We start from the raw sequence: 16,729 nt of genomic DNA, 5'->3' as shown, positions 1-16,729 counted from the left end.
AGCCATGAAGCATCTGAAGACCCTGGAATTCATCCGCGACGTGGGCGTGAGCGGCTCCATCCGCGGCACGGCCGAGCGCATGAACATCACCCCCTCCGCGCTGACCCGGAAGATCCAGGACTTCGAGCAGGAGCTGGGCGTGCCGGTCTTCGAGCGGCTGCCGCACGGCATGCGCCTCAACGCCGCCGGCGAGCTCCTGATCCAGCACATCCGCGCCCAGGCCGCCGATTTCGAGCGGCTGCGCTCACAGATCGCCGATCTCTCCGGCGCCCGGCGCGGTCATGTGACGCTCGCCTGCAGCCAGGCCTTCGTGGACCACGTGCTGCCGGGCGAGATCGAGGCCTACCGTGCGCAATTCCCCGCCGTGACCTTCCTGGCCCTGGCCCGCGACCATGCCCGCGGCGTGCAGTCGCTGCTGGAGTTCGAGGCCGACCTGGCGCTGCTCGCCCATCCGCCACCCTCCGCCGAGATGAAGATCCTGCACCAGGGCCGCCAGCCGCTCTGCGCCCTCATGCATGCCGACCACCCCCTGGCCGGCGACACGCCGGTGCGGCTGCGCGAGTGCTTCCGGCACGCGGTCGCCATGCCGGACCACTCGCTGGCGATCCGCCACATCCTGGACGCGGCGCGGGGGCGGTTGTCGCAGTCGATGGATCTGCGGGTGGAATCCGGCTCGCTGGAATTCCTGCGCAACTACGTGCTGCGCGAGCGGCTGGTCTCCTTCCAGGTCTCGATCGGCATTCCCTCCGAGACGCCGAACCTGCACTGGCGCCCGATCGACGAGCGGGACATCGCGCCGGTGGAGATCGTGCTGGGGCAGCTGCGCGGGCGGACGCTCTCGGTGGCGGCGGCGAAATTCGTGGACCAGCTCTCGCGGAATCCGCTCTGGGGCTAGCGCTTCGGCAGTTCCTGGATACGGACCAGGCCGCGCCGGATGGCCACCGTGTCGGCCAAGAAGCTGGCCGCGGCGATGAACAGGGCGCCTCCCGAGAAGGCGAGGAACCGCCAGGGCGTGTCGTCGCCGAGGAAGAAGAAGCCGGCGATGCCGAGGGGGATGCACAGGATCCGGAGGATCCGGTTGATGGCGACCATCCACCTGAAGGGGCGGGTCTTGCCGATCAGCCTCTCGCGTCGGCGCGGGCCGGTGCCACTGGGCCATTCCGTGAAGAGGCGGGCGACGTCCAGGATTTCGTCGATCATCGAAACGTAACGGGCAAAATCCCGTGACGTTTCGGCAAGGCCCTGGATCAGCCGGGGTTTTTCACCTGAACGAGGGTGAAGAGCGACAGCGGCGGGCAGGATTCCATCCGCTCGATCTTCGCCTCGGCGCGATCCAGCAGATCGCTCAGCATGAAGTCCGGATGCCAGCCCAGGATGCGCGCGAGCGGCGCCGTGCTGCGCTCCAGCCACCAGCGGAAGCCGGAATCCGCGGCGAAGTGGTTCACGAAGAGCAGGTGCCCGCCCGGCCGCACCACGCGCGACATCTCGGCGAAGAGCTTCTTCGCGTCGGGCACGACGGAGGCGGTGAACATGGCCACCGCGATGTCGAAGCTGTCGTCGGCGAAGGCGGTGCTTTCCGCGTCCATCTCCAGCAGCCCGTGGACGGCCGAAAGACGCTCCTGCTTCACGCGCTCCTGCGCCTTCAGCAACATGTCCCGCGAGAGGTCGATGCCCACCACGTCGAGGTCACGGCGGTAATGCGGCAGCGCGAGGCCCGTGCCGACGCCCACCTCGAGCACGCGGCGGCCCGCGGTCTGCGAGAGCCGGTTGACCGCGGCCACGGCGCTGCGCCGCCCGAAGGCGGAAACGCCGCCGAAAACAACGTCGTAGACGCCCGCCCAGCGGCGGTACGCATCGCGCACGGACGCGGCGTCCAGCGATGCGCGAGGGTGGGCCCGTTCACCCTCCGAAAGGCCGATGATGGAAATGTGACTCGTCCCTCTGGTCCTCGGGTGCAACCGGGTTACTCCTCGCCCCCAGGACACGCAACCGCTTTGTGTTCATCAAGTTTCCATCTTGTTGCTGCTGCGTTGCGGTATCGCGGTGAGCACGCCGCCCGCGGCGATGATCGCGGCACCCAGCAGGGTCACGGCATCCGGCCAGTCGGCGAAGACCAGCACGCCGGCCACGCTTGCCCAGATCAGCTGCGTGTAGGAGAGCGGCGCCAGCAGGCTGGCCGGCGCGCGGGCATAGGCCAGCACGAGCAGCCCGTGGCTGATTCCGCCCAGCACGCCAACCGCGATCAGCGCCACCCATTCCCCGGCGTCGGGCGTGATGAAGACGAAGGGCTGCGCCAGCGAGGTCGCGAGGCTGGCCGCGACGCCAGTGTGCAGGATGGTGACGCGGCTGTCGTCCAGCGCGGCCAGTTTGCGGGTCAGGATCTGGTAGAAGCCGAACATGGTCGCCGTGCCGAGGGGCAGCAGATAGGCCCAGTGCAGCGGCGCGCCCGTCAGGAAGGGCGGCCGCAGGGCGACCATCACGCCGACGAAGCCGAGCCCCACGCCGCACCAGCGCCGCGTCGAGACGGGCTCGCGCAGGATGAGCGCGGCGAGCGCCACGGTGATGAGGGGCGAGGCGAATCCCACGGCCGTGGCGTCCACCAGGGGGATATACGACAGCGCCGCGGTGAAGATGAGGCTGCAGCCCATCAGCATCAGGGAGCGCAGCGCCTGGAGGCCGGGTGCGCGCGAGCGCCAGGGCAGCCGGCCGGAAGTGATCCGGATCACGAGCGCGACGGTGAGGAAAGCGAAGAGGAACCGTGCCCAGATGATCTGCACGACCGAGAAGTGGGCGGTCATGAGCTTCAGCGTGGTGTCCATCACCACGAAGATCATCAATGCGCAAAGCTGCAGAATCAAGCCCTTGAGGGTCATGGATGACTTTTCGGGCGCAGGCCGCCGCCTTCGACTGGATGGAACGACGGTAACAAGTTCGAAGGGAAGCGCGAAGACGCCTTCCCATCAGGTACGACAGCGTCGGATTGGGCGCGCGCTCCGAGCATCCGGCCGCAGCGGCCGGCGCCGCCCACTCAACCGCGCAGCTGGCGCGCCAGTGGTGCGGCGAAAGACAAGCGAGCGGAGCGAGCGCCCGCCGCTTGAGGGCGTAAAATCACGCCGCGTCTTCGCGGCGATCCTTCACGCGGACATAGGCCAGCGCGGCGTGCTCGGTGCAGTAGGGCTTGCCCGGCATCGCGCCGGCGCAGCAGAAGTGGAAGCCCTCGGTGCCCGGCTCGCCCAGCGGCCAGCAGCAGGTCTTGGTGCTGACGCGCGGGAAGGCGCGCACCACCGCGACCGGCTTCGGCGCCGGGGCCACCGCCACAGGCGCCGCCGTGATGACCATCCGCGGCTCCTCGCGGCGGGGCATCGACGGCATGGCCGCGCGCAGCGGCGGCAGCGTGGGCCGCCGCCCGGTCGCGACGGGCCTCGGTGCCGCCGGGTCGCGCCGGATCGGGCTCGGCCGCGCCGGCAGCTGCAGCCGGTGCGCCTTGCCCACCACCGCGTTCTTCGAGACGCCCATCCGGCGCCCGATCTCGGCCGTCGAATGCCCCTCGGCCCAGAGCGCCCGGAGGCGATCGATCGATTCCGTCGTCCAGTCCATGGCTTGATCCCCCTCGCCTGACACCACATACAGTAGCGAAACTGGGGCTTGACACACAAGCCCTGGATTATCCCGAGTCGCCAGAAACTTGTGGAAAAGCCTTGGCACCGCGCTTCCGGGTCAGCGCCAAGGGATTTGTTGCTGCTTATGAATCACTTATCGGCCGGCGCCAGTCTTGACGGGCCTATCGACCGCCCCTCAGCAGGACGTAGTTCACCGTCAGGTCGATGGTGACATTGGGGTCGGAACCGGGCGGAAAGGTGGGCAGCCGCGCTCCGTTGAAGGGATAGGTCGTCCCGAAGTTCAGCGAGGGCGAGGTGGATGGCCCCACCAGCTGCACGTTGCGCACCGTCCCGTCCGCGGCGGCCGTGATCCGCACCCGCACCGTGCCGTCCTCGCCCCGCACGATCGCCTGCTGCGGATAGTGGATGTTCTGGTCCAGCCAGCGGCGGAAGGCCGCGCGCCAGTCGGCGCCCACCTGCGCGCCGGTCACCCGCACCGAGGGATCGCGCGAGGCCTGGCCCTCCATCATCCGCGGGTCCACCCGGAGGTCGAGCCCGCGCGCCTGCGGGCGGCCCGCGGGCGGCGTCTGCGGCCGGCCGAGCTGCACGCCGCCCGGCGCCCAGATACCCGGGAGGTTGGGCCGGGGCGGCTGGGCCTGCTGCGCGGGCGGCGTCGGGCGCTGCTGAGTCTGCGGCGGGGCCGGCGGCGGGGGTGGAGGCGGCGGCGGCAGGCTCTCGGACAGACGGTCCGGCAGGCGGATGTCGGTCTGCGGCGCGAAGAGCTCCACCGTCCCCTGCATCTGCGGCATGGGGGCGGGCTCCATCGGCGGCAGCACCGCGGGCGGCAGGGGCAGGGCCTGCTGGATGGGCGGCACGGGCGGCGGCACCGGGGGCGGCGGGAGCGGCAAGGCCTGCTGCACCGGCGGCACCGGGACGGGCGGGGCCGGGATTGGGCTCGGCGGCGGGGGCGCGGGCGGCTGCGGCAGCGCCTGCTGCGGGGGAGGCGGCGGCGGCAGGCCGGGCTGCGGCGGCGCGTCGGGGGGCGGCGGGATGTCGGCCGTCGAGGGCGGCTCGGGCGGCTGGGGCTCGGTCGGCATGCCCTCGACCGGCTCGGCCTCGGGCTGCTGCGGCTGACCGCCCTCGAAGACGATGTCGAAGGTGGGCGGCGGCAGCTGGTCCTGCGGCTTGCGGGGGTCGGGCCAGAAATAGAGCGCCAGCGCCAGCAGCACATGCGCGAGCAGCGAGCCCAGGAACCAGGCGGGGAAGCCGAGCGGGCTGCGCTCGGGCGGAGCGGCGCGCCAGCGCGGCCTGGCGGCGGCCGGGCGCCACGCGGGCGGCAGGGGCTCCCGCCGCGCCGCCGCGCGCCGCCGCGCGCCGAAGCGCGTGCGAGGCCGGAGGCGGGGAGGGCTGAGGTTCGGGCGCGTCACGCCGCGGGGCCACACATCGCACCCGCAATATCGCAAATCCGCCCCGCTGCGAATCGGTGTCAGGTGACGAAGTGTTCCCATGTCGCTTGTGTCACCGGGAGACCGCACCATGCCCCTGCGCCGCCGAAGCCTGCTCGCCGCGATGGCCGCCCCCTTGGCCATGCCCGCCGTTGCGCAGGCGCAAGAATTCGAGACCGTCCCATCCGGGCGCGGCGCCTTCCGCCTCCGGACCTTCGCGACAGGGCTGGAGAACCCCTGGGGCGGCGGCTTCCTGCCCGACGGCCGCCTGCTGGTCAGCGAGCGTCCGGGCCGCGCGCGGCTGATCACGCCGGACGGACAGGTCTCGCCACCGCTGGGCGGCCTGCCCGCGGTGGAGAACGCCGGGCAGGGCGGGCTGCTGGACATGCGGCCCGCACCGGATTTCGCGACGACCTCCGAGGTCTTCTTCTCGGCCGCGACGCTGGTGCAGGGCGGCGCGGTGACGCGGCTCTACCGCGCGCGGCTCGGGCCGGGCCGCTTCACGGACGCTCGCATCGTGGTGGATGCGGCGCCGGCCCAGGCGCTCGGGCGCAACCATTTCGGCGGCCGCATCGCCTTCAGCCCGGACGGCGCGCATGTCTTCCTGACCTGCGGCGACCGCTATTACGAGCGCGAGCGCGCGCAGAGGCTCGATGACCTCGCCGGGAAGATCCTGCGCCTCACCCGCGACGGCCGCATCCCGCGCGACAATCCCTTCTTCGGGCAGCCGGGTCGTCGCGGCGAGATCTGGACCTATGGCCACCGCAACCCGCAGGGCATCTCGTTCAATCCGGCGACCGGCAGCCTCTTCGCTGCCGAGTTCGGCCCTCTCGGCGGCGACGAGCTGAATCTGCTGCGGCCCGGCGAGCAGTACGGCTGGCCGGAGGTCTCCTACGGCCGCGAATATTCCGGCCGGCTGATTGCGAACGGCCGCACCTCCGGCCCAGGCATCATCGAGCCGGTGAAGTTCTGGGTGCCCGCCGTCAGCCCGTCCGGCCTCGTCTTCGCGCCCCCCGAGGCGCAGCCGATCTGGCGCGGCAGTCTCTTCATGGCCTGCCTCAATGCGCCCGGCCTGCTGCGGATGGAGATGGAGGGCGACCGCGTGGTGTCCGAGGAGCGTCTGCTCTGGGGCCGCGCGCGGATGCGGCAGGTGATCTTCGCGCCCGACGGCGCGCTGCTCGTGCTGACGGACGAGGCGCGCGGCCGGATCCTGCGGCTGGAGGCGGCGTGACTCAGCGCGCGCCGAGGGCCTGGTTCAGGACCTGCGCAAGCCTGAGGCCGCCCTTGGCGAGCTGGGCCCGCAGAAGCTCGAAGGTCGTGTCCGCATAAGCGGTGCCGAGCGCGAAAGGGGTCTCCCGGGTGTTGCGCCGCGGCGCGTCCGGACCCAGCGCCGCATAGGCGTCGATCCCGGCGCGGTGGCAGTCGTTGGTCCAGTCGACGAGGGAGCCGGACTGGACGGCAGCGGCATCCAGCGCGGGAATGGTCGAGGTCTCCAGGCGCGTCACCAGCGTGCCCCAGTCGTAGATGCGTTCCTGGATCAGGACGCTGTCCCACAAGGCATGGAAGCTGATGACGTCCGGCGAGCGCTCCTTGCGGCCGTTGAAGGTCACGAAGAAGCCGTTTCCGCCGCCATCGCCGCGGCCTTCCGCGAAACGCTCCGCGCAGTGCAGAGGCTGGGTGAGGTCGCCGAGAAGATGGACGGTGAACATGAGGGCCTGCCGGCGGTCCTGCGTCGGGAGCGCGGGGTTGGCCAGGATCCTCAGGAACCGGTCCAGCGCCGCCGTGATGCAGTCGCCCTCGTCCGTCGCGTGGCAGTCGCGCGCGGGATCATAGGCCGCATGCTCCGCGTCGATGTCGACGAAGTGCCAGCGCTTCGTCTCGTTCTGTCCGCTGGCGCGCAGGTCGTCGGCCCAACTCGCGATGGAGGCAAGCGAAACGCCCGGGCCCAGAAGTTCGCCCACGGCGGCGCGGGCCGAAGGAGTCAGGCGGCGCTGGGCCAGCTCGGCGACGATGGCGTGCCCTTCGGAGCCCCAGGCCTTGCACGTGCTGGCCGCGGCGCTTCCGAGAAGGGAGCAGGCCAGGGCAAACAGGAATACGCGCATGACGGCCTCCGTTTCTTCATTTATTTGAAATATAAGAAGAAATATAGATCATCCGGATCGGGAAGCGCATCATATTTGTCGGAGTATTCGGGAGATTCCGGCAAAGTGACCTGATCCTGCCCGGAAGCCCTTGAGGCGCTGCAGGGCTCCGACGGCACAGGTCGGCGAATTTCCGCCCGCCAGGGCGGGCCGGGCTTCTTCCCCTTCGTCCGCGGCCGGGTGAGTGTGGCGAAACGTCACGCTCAGGAGCCCCCATGCCGACCGACACCCATTTCTACGACCCGCGCCAGGGCCACGGCCTGCCGCACGACCCCTTCAAGGCCATCGTCGCGCCGCGCCCGATCGGCTGGATCACCAGCATGGACAAGCAGGGCCGGGTGAACCTCGCGCCCTACAGCTTCTTCAACGCCATGGGCGGCCGCCCGCCGATCGTCGCCTTCTCGAGCGAGAGCTACAAGGACAGCGTGCGCAACATCGACGAGACGGGCGAGTTCGTCTGCAGCTTCGTCTCGCGCGAATTGGCCGAGGCGATGAACGAGACCTGCCGCGGCGTGCCCTACGGCGTGAACGAGATGGAGCTGGCCGCGCTCGACGCGGCGCCCTCGACCCAGGTGAAGCCGCCCCGCGTGGCCGCTGCGCCGGCAGCGCTGGAATGCCGGCTGCTGGAGACCATCCGCCTGAAGGATCTCGAGGGCCGGCTGCTCGACACCTACATGACCCTAGGCCAGGTCGTCGGCGTGCACATCCGCCGCGAGTTCCTCCGGGACGGCATCTTCGACACGGCCGCGGCCAACCCCATCGCCCGCTGCGGCTACCGGGGCGACTACACCGAGGTGAGCAGCGTCTTCGAGATGATCCGGCCGGCCGACTGACCCTCCGGCTCAGGCGGCCGGCGTCGCCGCCGCCGTCGCATCCGCCAGGGCCGCGCGCAGCTCCGCCTCCTTCGTCTCGTCGAAGGAGCTGCGCAGGATGGTGCCGCCGCTGCCGCGCAGCTCGGCGACCACCTTGTCCGTCGTCATCTTGCGGATCAGCAGGAAGAGCGCGGCATTGCCCGAATGCAGGGCCTTGGCCGCCTCCTTCATGAAGTCGTCGTCGATGCCGAAGTCGGTGAGCTTGCCGCCCAGCGCGCCGGAGGCGGCGCCGAGCGCGGCGCCCGCCAGCGGCATCAGGAAGATCAGCCCGATCAGCGAGCCCCAGAGCGCGCCCGAAGCAGCGCCCGCCGCCACCGGGCTGAAGAGCTGGTTCAGCTTCACGCTGCCGTCCGCCTGCTTCACGGCGACCACGGCGTCGCCGAGCTCGATCAGGTATTCCTTCTGCATTCCCAGCAGCTTCTGGCGGACTTCCTCCGCCTGCGCCTCGGTGGGGAATTCGATGACGAGAAGATCGGCCATGGGGCACCCGTTTGCTGGTTTGGAGCCCCTGCCTTAGCACCGTCGGCGTGACAGTGCTTTGAAGAATCAGCGTGCCGTGGCCGCCAGCCAGCCGCCGCCCGTCACCAGCACGAGAGCGGCCGCCACGTTCCAGCTCAGCGCGCCGTTGCCGGCCGCGATCAGCAGCAGCGTGGAGGCCACCGGCACCGCATAGGCCAGCGTGCCCAGCAGGCGCGGATCGCCGCGCTTCATGCCGAAATCCCAGAGGAAGAAGGCCGTGCCGACCGGCCCCAGGCCGAGGACCAGCGCGGCGAGGAGCTGCCGCGCGTCCGGCACCACGCTCGGCTCGAAGGCGAGGTGCGCCGCCGTCGCCAGCACCGCCGAGGCCGCGCAGAAGCCGGCCACCGCCTCGGTCGGCACGGCGGCGAGCCGCTTCGCCGTCACCGAATAGGTGGACCAGGTGAGTGCGCATCCGGCCGCGGCCAGGAAGCCGAACCAGGATTCCGCCGGAAAACGCGCGCCGCCGCCCAGCAGGACGATGCTGCCGAGGAAGCCGAGCGCCACGCCCGAAAGGCGCCGCGGCCCCAGCCGCAGCCCGAGAATCGGCGCCGAGAGCAGCACGATCAGCAGCGGCCAGGTGTAGTTCAGCAGATTGGCCTCGACGGCCGGCGCATAGGCCAGCGCGGCGAAGTAGAGCGCGTGGTAGCCGAACAGCCCGCCCACCCCGTGCAGCCAGACGATCGGCGGCTGCCGCAGCGCCCCGAGCTGCCCGCGGGCGGCCAGCGCCGCAAGGCCGAAGAGGCCCGCGACGGCAAAGCTCATGGCGGTGAGCTGCAGCGGCGGGATGCCCGCCGCCAGCCGGGACAGCAAAGCGAGGAAGGCCCAGAGGATCAGTGCGCCGACGCCGGCGAGCGTGGCGCTCAAGAACCTACTCCGGCCGCGGCAGCGGCTTGTAGGGCAGCGGCGCGAAGCGCGTGGTGAAGAACCGCATCTTCTGCCACACGCCTTCCTTCACATAAGGATCCTCGGCCCAGAAGGCGCGGGCCTCCTCCTCGGTCGGGTGCTTCGTGATGGCGATGGAGCCCACCATCTCGCCCTTCGCATTCAGCAGCGCGCCGCCCAGGGTCAGCGTGCCGTCCTTCGCGAAGTTCGAGACGCGATCGAAATGCGCGCCGCGCACGGCCAGCCGCTTCGCCAGCACGTTCTCGCCGTCCTCGGCGATGACGACGGTGTGGGTCGGCTGGCTCGGCGTCGGGCCGCTGGGCAGCGGCTCATACTCCAGCGGCGCGATGCGGAACGGCCGGGCCTCGTAGCTCTGCCACACGCTCTCGCGCGCGAAGGGCTCCTCGGAGAGGTATTCCTTCGCGCCCACCTCGTCCTCGTCGAGGAACATGATGGAGCCGGCGACCGAGCCGTCCGCGCGGAAGGTGGGGAAGCCGAGCTGCAGCCGCCCCTCCTTCGCCCAGCGCGTGATGACCTCGAGGTGACGGTCGCGCACGGCCATGCGCCGATCCAGCGCGTCCTTGTCGGTGCCGTCCCAGGCGATGATGACGTAGGCCATGTTTTTCCGCCCTATCTTTTTGCCGCCCTCAGGCGCCGGGCGCGCGCTCCGCGCGCTTGGCTTCGCGCCTCGTCAGGCCGCGCCCGCTTCGATGTTGGTCGCGGCGCGCCGGCCGCTGTGCGGCCGGATTCTCCACGCTTCCGGTGTTCCTGCAATGGGCCGCCGCATGGCGAGGAGGGGGGCCGCTCGCGCTACTTCCGCAGCTCCATCTGGATCGGCCCCTCGCGCTCGCCGCGGGCGAACTGGTCCACCATGGCGTTGCCCGTCTCTCCCAGCTCGTTCGCCGGCCCGGTCCAGACGATCCGGCCCTTGTGGATCATGGCCGCGTCGTCGCCGATGCGCCGTGCGCTCTGCATGTCGTGCGTGATGGAGAGCGCCGTCGCGCCCAGCTTCTTCACGCAGTCCACGATCAGCCCGTCGATCACCGCGCCCATGATGGGGTCGAGGCCCGTGGTCGGCTCGTCGAAGAAGATGATGTCGGGCTGTGCGGCGATCGCGCGGGCCAGCGCCACGCGCTTCTGCATGCCGCCCGAGAGCTCGGCGGGCGAGAGGTCGCCCACGCTGGCCGCGAGCCCCACCTGCTCCAGCACCTCGGCCGCCTTCCCGCGCGCCGCGGCCCGCGTGATGCGCCGCTGCGCCAGCAGCTTGAAGCAGACATTCTCCCAGACCGGCAGGCTGTCGAAGAGCGCGCCGTTCTGGAACAGCATCCCCGTGCGGTCGAGGATCGCCGCGCGCTCCTCGCGCGACATCTTCGATACGTCCTTGCCGTCGATCTCGATCAGCCCGGAATCCGGCTCGATGATGCCGAGGATGCACTTGATCGTCACCGACTTGCCGGAGCCCGAGCCGCCCAGGATCACCATGGAATGGCCCGCGCGCACGTCGAGATCGACGCCGTCCAGCACGACCTTGTCGCCGAAGCTCTTGCGCAGCCCGCGAAGGCGGATCTTCGGCGTGTCCTTGCCCTGCTGATTCACGCTCCGCTCCGCTTCGCGATCAGAAGGGGTCATCGGCTGAAGAACGCCTCGGTGATCACGTAGTCCAGCGCCAGGATCAGGATCGACGAGGCCACCACCGCCCGCGTCGTCGCCTGACCCACGCCCTGCGCGCCGCCCTTGCTGTTGTAGCCGCACCAGCTGCCCATCAGCGCGATGAGGAAGCCGAAGACCGCCGCCTTCACCAGCCCGCTCACCACGTCCATGGTCTGCAGCACGTCGAAAGTCCGCGTGAGGTAGAGCTGCGGGATGAAGCCCAGCTTCACCGTGCCGATCAGGAACCCGCCCGCGACGCCGAGGATGTCCGCCACGACAACCAGCAGCGGCATGGCCAGCGTCGCCGCCAGCAGCCGCGGCGCGACCAGGTACTTCATCGGATCGGTGCTGAGCGTGGTCAGCGCGTCGATCTGGTCGGTCACGCGCATGGTGCCGATCTCGGCCGCCATGGCCGCGCCGATGCGCCCCGCGACCATCAGCCCCGCCAGCACCGGCCCGAGCTCGCGCGTCACCGAGAGCGCCACCACGGAGGGGATCGCGCTCTCCGCGCTGAAGCGGGAGAAGCCGGTGAAGCTCTGCAGCGCCAGCACCATGCCGGTGAAGAGCGCCGTCAGCGCCACCACCGCCAGCGAGAAATAGCCGATCTCGACGAAGTGCCGCCAGAACTGCCGGAAGGGGAAGCGCGGCCGCACGACATGCGAGGCGCCCTCGAGCGCAAAGAGGCCGACGGCCCCCAGCGTGCGACAGGCGGAGATGAGGGCGCGCCCGATCAGCGCGAGGAAGTCCAGGAACCTGGTCATGCCGGAAGGTACCGGCGCTCGTAGCGGTTGCCCAGCGAGGTCAGGATCTCGTAGCCGATGGTGCCGCAGATCCGGGACAAGGCGTCGGCATCCTGCAGGGGGCCGATGAGCTCGACCATGTCGCCCACGGCCGCCTCGGGCACGTCCGTCGCGTCGAAGGTGATGAGGTCCATCGAGACGCGGCCCACCATCGGCACCGGCCGGCCGCGGATCACGCCGCGCGCCTTGCCGTCGATGGAGCGCGGCAGCCCGTCGGCATAGCCGGCCGGGATGGTGGCGATGCGGCTCGGCCGCGCGGCCATCCAGGTCCCGCCATAGCCCACCGTCTGCCCCGCCGCGATCGTGCGGAGCTGCAGCACCGGCACCTCCAGCCGCACGACCGGCTCCATGGGATTGGGCTTCGCCGGGGTCGGGTTGATGCCGTAGAGCGCGCAGCCCGGCCGCGCGAGGTCGCTGGCATAGCGGCCGCCGAGGAAGATGCCCGAGGAGTTCGCGAAGCTGCGGCGCGCCCGCGGCAGCTTCAGGCAGGTCTCGGCGAAGCGATCCGCCTGCACCGCGTTCAGCGGATGGCCGGGCTCGTCGGCGCAGGCGAGGTGCGTCATGACGTAGAGCAGCTCCACGCCCTCGAAGGGCGAGGGGTCGCGTGCCAGCGACTCCACCTCCGAGAGGTCCAGGCCGAGGCGCGACATGCCGGTGTCGACCTGCAGGATCGCCGGGCCGCGATGCGCCCGGATCTCGTCCAGCGTGTTCAGCACCGGCGTCAGGCGGTACTTCTCCAGGCCCGCGGTCCCGCCGCCCAGCACCGCGATCATCGGCCCCTGGCCCAGATGCTTGCGGAGCCGGACCCCCTCGAGCGGCTGCGCCACGAAGAAGTGCCGGCACCCGGCCTCGAGGAGCGCCGGCCCGACATGGCCGGCGCCGAGCCCATAGGCGTTGGCCTTCACCACCCCCGCCACCGCCCCGGTGGAGTGGATCGCGCAGAGCTTCCGCCAGTTGCGCACGATCGCGCCGAGATCGATGGTCAGCAGTCCCTGCGACATTCAGTCGCCATAGCTTTGCGCATGCTCGGTGTCGAGGTCGCCGAAGCGGGTGAACTCCGCCTCGAAGAAGAGCGGGATGGTGCCGGTGGGGCCGTGGCGCTGCTTGGCGATGATCAGGTCGGCCTTGTTGTGGGCGCGCTCCATGTCCTGCTGCCAGCGCGTCATCGCATCCTGGAACTTGGAGTCATCCGGGAAGTTCATGATCTTCGGTTCGCGTTGCTTGAGATAGTACTCGTCACGGTAGACGAACATCACGCTGTCGGCGTCCTGCTCGATCGAGCCGGATTCACGCAGATCGGCGAGCTGCGGCCGCTTGTCCTCGCGCTGCTCGACGGCTCGCGAGAGCTGCGAGAGCGCGATCACCGGCAGCGACAGCTCCTTGGCGATCGCCTTCAGGCCCTGAGTGATCATGCTGATCTCCAGCACGCGCGATTCCGGCCGCGTCCCGGCGGCCGGCCGCATGAGCTGAAGGTAGTCAACCACCACCAACCGCAGCCCGCGTGTGCGCTGGATGCGGCGGCAGCGCGTGCGCAGCGCCGAGAGCGTGATGGCCGGCGTATCGTCGATCAGCAGGGGAAGCTGCGACAGCTCGCGGCTCACACCCACGAAATGGTCGAATTCGCGCTGGCTGATCTCGCCGCGGCGGATGCGGTCGCCCTGGATGCGGCTGGCCTCGGAGAGAAGGCGGTTGGCGAGCTGGTCGGCGCTCATCTCCAGGGAGAAGATCGCGACCTGGCCTGGCCGCCCCCCGGTCTCCTGCGCCTCGCGCAGAAGCGCCTTGGCGGCGCCGAAGGCGATCTTGGTGGCCAACGCGGTCTTGCCCATGGCGGGTCGGCCCGCGAGGATCATGAGGTCCGAGTCGTGCAGGCCGCCCATCTTCGCGTCGAAGTCGCGCAGGCCGGAGGCGAGGCCCGAGACCCCGCCGCCGCTCTCCTTGGCCTTGGCCGCGATCTCGACCGCACGGGTCAGCGCGCGTTCGAAGGTGATGGCGCCGCCCTCGCTGGCCTTCTGGGTCGCGAGGTCGAAGAGGAGCTGCTCGGCCGACTCGATCTGGTCCTTGCCGTCCAGTTCCGGCTCGGCGCCGAAGGCGCGGTTCACCACGGTCTCGCCGAGGTCGATGAGCTGGCGGCGGATGTAGCAGTCGTGGATGAGGCGGCCGTACTCGCCGGCGTTCACGATGCCGACCATGGCCGAGAGCAGCTGCGCCAGATAGGCGGGGCCGCCGACCTCCTCGAGCTCGCCTGTGTGCTCGAACTCGCGGCGCAGGGTCACGGCGTCGGCGAGCTGACCGTTTTCCACGCGGCGGCGGATGGCGGTGTAGATGCGGCCGTGGATGGCGTCGGCGAAGTGCTCGGCCTCGAGGAACTCGCTGACGCGCTCATAGGCCTTGTTGTTGGCCAGGAGTGCGCCCAGCAGCGCCTGCTCGGCCTCGAGGCTGGCCGGGGGCAGGCGCGTGCCGAGGCCGAAGAGGCCCTGGCCCTCCGAGGGGGGGATGCTGTTCATGTGGGGGCCATCCTACCCGGGATGGGGAGGCCTCCGCCATGGCCGGCTGCCTGTGGATAGCGGGGAGGATTCGGTCGGCCTCCCGGCCGGGCCGCGGGAATCAGCCCGCCACGATATGGGCTTCCTCGATCACCTTGCGCCAGCGTTCCGTCTCGCTCGCGATGGCCGCCGCCATCTCCGCCCGGCTGCTGGCGACGATGGTGAAGCCCAGGTCCTGGAGCCGCGTGCGGGTCGTGGGGGCCGCCAGCGACTCGGCGGTCAGCGCGTGCAGGCGCTCCAGGATGGGTTCCGGCGTGCCGTGCGGCGCCACCAGCCCCTGCCAGCTGTGCGCCAGGAAGCCGGGATAGGTCTCGGCCACGGCCGGCACCTCCGGCAGCGCCGGATCCCGCTCGGCCGAGGAGACGGCCAGCGGCCGCAGCCTCCCCCCGCGAATCTGCGCGAGGGTGGCGCCGAGGCCGAGGAAGCCGGCTTTCACCGTGCCGCTCAGGAGGTCCGTCACGGCGGGCGCCGCGCCCGGATAGGGCACATGCGTCAGCTCCGCCCCGGCGCGCTGGCCCAGCATGGCCATGGTCAGGTGCTCCGAGGCGCCGATGCCGGGCGTGCTGTAGGTGATGGCTCCCGGCTCCGCCCGCGCGGCCGCGACGAAGCCGGCCAGCGAGGTGATGGGCGAGGCCGTGGGCACCACCAGCACGTTGGGCGCGCGGATGCCGAGGGTGATGGGCGCGAAGTCCGCGATCGGATCATAGGGCAGGTCGGGCTTCAGCAGCGGGCTGATCGTCATGATGCCGCCGGCCGTCACCATCAGCGTCAGACCGTCCGGCGCGGCGCGCGCCACGAAGCCCGCGGCGATGGCGCCGCCCGCGCCCGCCCGGTTCTCCACCACGCCCGGTTGGCCGAGCTTCGGCTGCATCGCCACCGCAATGGCGCGGCCGAAGATGTCGGAAGGGCCGCCGGCTGAGAAGGGAACGATGACGGTGATGGGCCGCGAGGGCCAGGCCTGAGCGCGGGCCGCAGCGGGCGCGAGGACGGAAAAGGCGAGCAGGGCGCGTCTGCGCATGGGGCACTCCTGACGAATGTGGATGGTCTCGGTGCGCCGGCGTTTGTCTGGAGGCTAGGACATTTCCGCGGGCCGCGGAATGGCCGGGCGGAGCCCCAGCGCCAGGACCATTCCCAGCGCGCAGAGCCCCGTCATGGCGAGGAAGGCGTGGCCGCCCGTTGCGGCATAGAGAAAGCCGCTCCCCCACATCAGCCCGCCCGAAGTGGCGCTCACCGCCGAGGCCACCAGTGTCTGCGCCCGCGCGCTCACATGCGAGGGCAGGCCGAGCAGCGCCTGCATGGTGGCGAGGTGCATCGCCCCGAAGGTCGCGCCGTGCAGGATCTGCGCCGGCAGCAGCAGCGCGGGCTCGGTGGTGACGGCGAAGACGCTCCAGCGCAGCAGGCCGGCGCCGGCGGCCAGCAGCGCCAGCCCGCGCACGCCGAGCCGCAGCACGAAGGGCCGCCCATAGACGAAGAGCAGCACCTCAGAGACGACGCCGAAGCCCCAGAGCGCGCCGATGAACCCGGTGCTCAGCCCCGCCGCCTGCCAGTGCAGCGTCGAGAAGGCGTAGTAGACCGCGTGGCTCCCCTGGATCAGCGCCGCGATGGAAAGAATCCGCACGAAGCCCGGCTCACGCAGCGGGGCCCAGAGCGAGCCCTGTGCCACCACGCCGGGCCGCCGCGCATCCGGCAGGCGCAGCGCCAGGATCGCGGTGGCGACCAGCGCGGCCGCCAGGATCCAGGCCGCCATGCGCGGCCCCGCCAGCTGCACCGCCTGGCCGGCCAGCACCGCGCCCAGGATATAGGTCACGGAGCCCGAGGCCCGGACCCGCGCATAGTCGAAGCCGTGCTTACGCACCGCGCCGATGGCCAATGCATCCGTCAGCGGAATGACCGGCGCCATGGCGATGCTGTAGGCGATCTGCACCGCCACCAGCAGCGCCAGTCCCGCCACCAGCCCGAAGCCCACCGCCCCCGCCGCCGCGACGATCGCCGTCGCCGCCAGGATGACCCGCGCGTCGCCCGCGCCATCGGCGATCCGTCCGCCCAGCGGGGCCGCCAGCAGGCGCATGATGGAACCCGCCGCCATGACGCCGCCGACCTGTCCGGAGGTCAGCCCGCCCTCGGCCAGGATGGCCGGCAGGAAGGGCATCATGGCGCCGATGCCCAGGAACTGGGCGCCGTAGATCAGGGCAAAGCTGCGGGGAGGAGACACCGGCGGCAATCTCTCCCCGGACCCGCCAAGTTGCAATCACCCGCGCTTGGTCCATAAGGCTCCCGA

General features: G+C 70.9%; 18 protein-coding genes. 3 read left to right on the top strand and 15 right to left on the bottom strand.

Annotated features, from left to right (window positions below; genetic code table 11):
- Nucleotides 1-4 precede the first annotated feature (4 nt).
- Nucleotides 5-895 carry a LysR family transcriptional regulator gene (locus AC1ROY_RS01985; protein ID WP_493146637.1) on the top strand — a complete coding sequence of 297 codons (891 nt, stop codon included), beginning with the start codon at nt 5-7 and terminating at the stop codon, nt 893-895.
- On the opposite strand, the gene AC1ROY_RS01980 is transcribed toward AC1ROY_RS01985, so the two are convergent.
- The 5 genes from AC1ROY_RS01980 to AC1ROY_RS01960 form a co-directional block, all read right to left on the bottom strand.
- Nucleotides 892-1,200 (bottom strand): hypothetical protein, encoded by a 309-nt coding sequence (locus AC1ROY_RS01980; RefSeq protein WP_493146636.1) that lies wholly within the window; start codon nt 1,198-1,200, stop codon nt 892-894. The two genes, AC1ROY_RS01985 and AC1ROY_RS01980, sit on opposite strands and share 4 nt — an antisense overlap.
- 47 nt (nt 1,201-1,247) lie before the next feature.
- Entirely contained in the window at nt 1,248-1,862 is a 615-nt protein-coding gene (locus tag AC1ROY_RS01975; protein WP_493146634.1) for a class I SAM-dependent methyltransferase, read from the bottom strand.
- 141 nt (nt 1,863-2,003) lie between these two features.
- The gene (locus AC1ROY_RS01970) at nt 2,004-2,873 is read right to left on the bottom strand and encodes a DMT family transporter (protein WP_493146633.1); all 870 of its coding nucleotides are present in this window, start codon (nt 2,871-2,873) and stop codon (nt 2,004-2,006) included.
- 235 nt (nt 2,874-3,108) lie between these two features.
- A complete protein-coding gene (locus tag AC1ROY_RS01965) occupies nt 3,109-3,597 on the bottom strand; it encodes a GcrA family cell cycle regulator (protein ID WP_493146631.1) in 489 nt (162 codons plus the stop codon).
- 184 nt (nt 3,598-3,781) lie between these two features.
- Entirely contained in the window at nt 3,782-5,026 is a 1,245-nt protein-coding gene (locus tag AC1ROY_RS01960; RefSeq protein WP_493146629.1) for a TonB family protein, read from the bottom strand.
- A 109-nt stretch (nt 5,027-5,135) separates the two neighbouring features.
- On the opposite strand from AC1ROY_RS01960, the gene AC1ROY_RS01955 reads away from it, so the two are divergent.
- Nucleotides 5,136-6,275 carry a PQQ-dependent sugar dehydrogenase gene (locus AC1ROY_RS01955; RefSeq protein ID WP_493146627.1) on the top strand — a complete coding sequence of 380 codons (1,140 nt, stop codon included), beginning with the start codon at nt 5,136-5,138 and terminating at the stop codon, nt 6,273-6,275.
- 1 nt (nt 6,276) lies between these two features.
- Here the strand turns inward: AC1ROY_RS01955 and AC1ROY_RS01950 are convergent, their stop codons facing one another.
- Entirely contained in the window at nt 6,277-7,146 is an 870-nt protein-coding gene (locus tag AC1ROY_RS01950; RefSeq protein WP_493146626.1) for a S1/P1 nuclease, read from the bottom strand.
- Nucleotides 7,147-7,400: 254 nt separating this feature from the next.
- On the opposite strand from AC1ROY_RS01950, the gene AC1ROY_RS01945 reads away from it, so the two are divergent.
- Complete coding sequence (locus AC1ROY_RS01945) at nt 7,401-8,018, top strand: flavin reductase family protein (protein ID WP_493146625.1); 618 nt, start codon at nt 7,401-7,403, stop codon at nt 8,016-8,018.
- A 9-nt stretch (nt 8,019-8,027) separates the two neighbouring features.
- Here AC1ROY_RS01945 and AC1ROY_RS01940 read toward each other — a convergent pair whose 3' ends face one another.
- The 9 genes from AC1ROY_RS01940 to AC1ROY_RS01900 all read right to left on the bottom strand — a co-directional run bounded on the left by AC1ROY_RS01940 (nt 8,028) and on the right by AC1ROY_RS01900 (nt 16,663).
- Entirely contained in the window at nt 8,028-8,537 is a 510-nt protein-coding gene (locus AC1ROY_RS01940) for a DUF1269 domain-containing protein (protein WP_493146623.1), read from the bottom strand.
- 66 nt (nt 8,538-8,603) lie between these two features.
- The gene (yddG, locus tag AC1ROY_RS01935) at nt 8,604-9,440 is read right to left on the bottom strand and encodes an aromatic amino acid exporter YddG (protein WP_493146621.1); all 837 of its coding nucleotides are present in this window, start codon (nt 9,438-9,440) and stop codon (nt 8,604-8,606) included.
- 4 nt (nt 9,441-9,444) lie between these two features.
- Nucleotides 9,445-10,077, bottom strand: coding sequence for a YciI family protein (locus AC1ROY_RS01930; RefSeq protein WP_493146619.1), 633 nt, complete (start codon nt 10,075-10,077; stop codon nt 9,445-9,447).
- Nucleotides 10,078-10,268: 191 nt separating this feature from the next.
- Nucleotides 10,269-11,087: an ABC transporter ATP-binding protein gene (locus tag AC1ROY_RS01925; RefSeq protein WP_493146618.1), complete on the bottom strand. Its 819-nt coding sequence runs from the start codon at nt 11,085-11,087 to the stop codon at nt 10,269-10,271.
- Nucleotides 11,084-11,869, bottom strand: coding sequence for an MlaE family ABC transporter permease (locus tag AC1ROY_RS01920; protein ID WP_493146616.1), 786 nt, complete (start codon nt 11,867-11,869; stop codon nt 11,084-11,086). Before AC1ROY_RS01920 ends, AC1ROY_RS01925 begins: the two co-directional genes overlap by 4 nt.
- Nucleotides 11,866-12,909 carry an alanine racemase gene (gene alr, locus AC1ROY_RS01915; protein ID WP_493146615.1) on the bottom strand — a complete coding sequence of 348 codons (1,044 nt, stop codon included), beginning with the start codon at nt 12,907-12,909 and terminating at the stop codon, nt 11,866-11,868. The genes AC1ROY_RS01920 and alr overlap by 4 nt, the downstream gene beginning before the upstream one ends.
- Entirely contained in the window at nt 12,910-14,412 is a 1,503-nt protein-coding gene (locus tag AC1ROY_RS01910) for a replicative DNA helicase (RefSeq protein WP_493146614.1), read from the bottom strand. It abuts the gene before it with no gap.
- Nucleotides 14,413-14,512: 100 nt separating this feature from the next.
- Nucleotides 14,513-15,469, bottom strand: coding sequence for a Bug family tripartite tricarboxylate transporter substrate binding protein (locus AC1ROY_RS01905; RefSeq protein ID WP_493146613.1), 957 nt, complete (start codon nt 15,467-15,469; stop codon nt 14,513-14,515).
- Between the two features lie 54 nt (nt 15,470-15,523).
- On the bottom strand, nt 15,524-16,663 hold the full coding sequence (locus AC1ROY_RS01900) for an MFS transporter (protein ID WP_493146612.1): 1,140 nt from the start codon (nt 16,661-16,663) through the stop codon (nt 15,524-15,526).
- Between the last annotated feature and the right edge of the window lie 66 nt (nt 16,664-16,729).

The organism is Roseococcus sp. GW821-FHT12F05, assembly GCF_058806835.1.
This window is presented reverse-complemented; position numbering and strand designations above follow the sequence as displayed.

What these genes read in the sequence shown, in the direction of transcription:
- AC1ROY_RS01985 (WP_493146637.1), top strand. Translation starts at nt 5, where the DNA reads ATGAAGCATCTGAAGACCCTGGAATTCATCCGCGACGTGGGCGTGAGC.
- AC1ROY_RS01980 (WP_493146636.1), bottom strand. Translation starts at nt 1,200, where the DNA reads ATGATCGACGAAATCCTGGACGTCGCCCGCCTCTTCACGGAATGGCCC.
- AC1ROY_RS01970 (WP_493146633.1), bottom strand. Translation starts at nt 2,873, where the DNA reads ATGACCCTCAAGGGCTTGATTCTGCAGCTTTGCGCATTGATGATCTTC.
- AC1ROY_RS01965 (WP_493146631.1), bottom strand. Translation starts at nt 3,597, where the DNA reads ATGGACTGGACGACGGAATCGATCGATCGCCTCCGGGCGCTCTGGGCC.
- AC1ROY_RS01955 (WP_493146627.1), top strand. Translation starts at nt 5,136, where the DNA reads ATGCCCCTGCGCCGCCGAAGCCTGCTCGCCGCGATGGCCGCCCCCTTG.
- AC1ROY_RS01950 (WP_493146626.1), bottom strand. Translation starts at nt 7,146, where the DNA reads ATGCGCGTATTCCTGTTTGCCCTGGCCTGCTCCCTTCTCGGAAGCGCC.
- AC1ROY_RS01945 (WP_493146625.1), top strand. Translation starts at nt 7,401, where the DNA reads ATGCCGACCGACACCCATTTCTACGACCCGCGCCAGGGCCACGGCCTG.
- AC1ROY_RS01940 (WP_493146623.1), bottom strand. Translation starts at nt 8,537, where the DNA reads ATGGCCGATCTTCTCGTCATCGAATTCCCCACCGAGGCGCAGGCGGAG.
- AC1ROY_RS01930 (WP_493146619.1), bottom strand. Translation starts at nt 10,077, where the DNA reads ATGGCCTACGTCATCATCGCCTGGGACGGCACCGACAAGGACGCGCTG.
- AC1ROY_RS01925 (WP_493146618.1), bottom strand. Translation starts at nt 11,087, where the DNA reads ATGACCCCTTCTGATCGCGAAGCGGAGCGGAGCGTGAATCAGCAGGGC.
- AC1ROY_RS01920 (WP_493146616.1), bottom strand. Translation starts at nt 11,869, where the DNA reads ATGACCAGGTTCCTGGACTTCCTCGCGCTGATCGGGCGCGCCCTCATC.
- alr (WP_493146615.1), bottom strand. Translation starts at nt 12,909, where the DNA reads ATGTCGCAGGGACTGCTGACCATCGATCTCGGCGCGATCGTGCGCAAC.
- AC1ROY_RS01910 (WP_493146614.1), bottom strand. Translation starts at nt 14,412, where the DNA reads ATGAACAGCATCCCCCCCTCGGAGGGCCAGGGCCTCTTCGGCCTCGGC.
- AC1ROY_RS01905 (WP_493146613.1), bottom strand. Translation starts at nt 15,469, where the DNA reads ATGCGCAGACGCGCCCTGCTCGCCTTTTCCGTCCTCGCGCCCGCTGCG.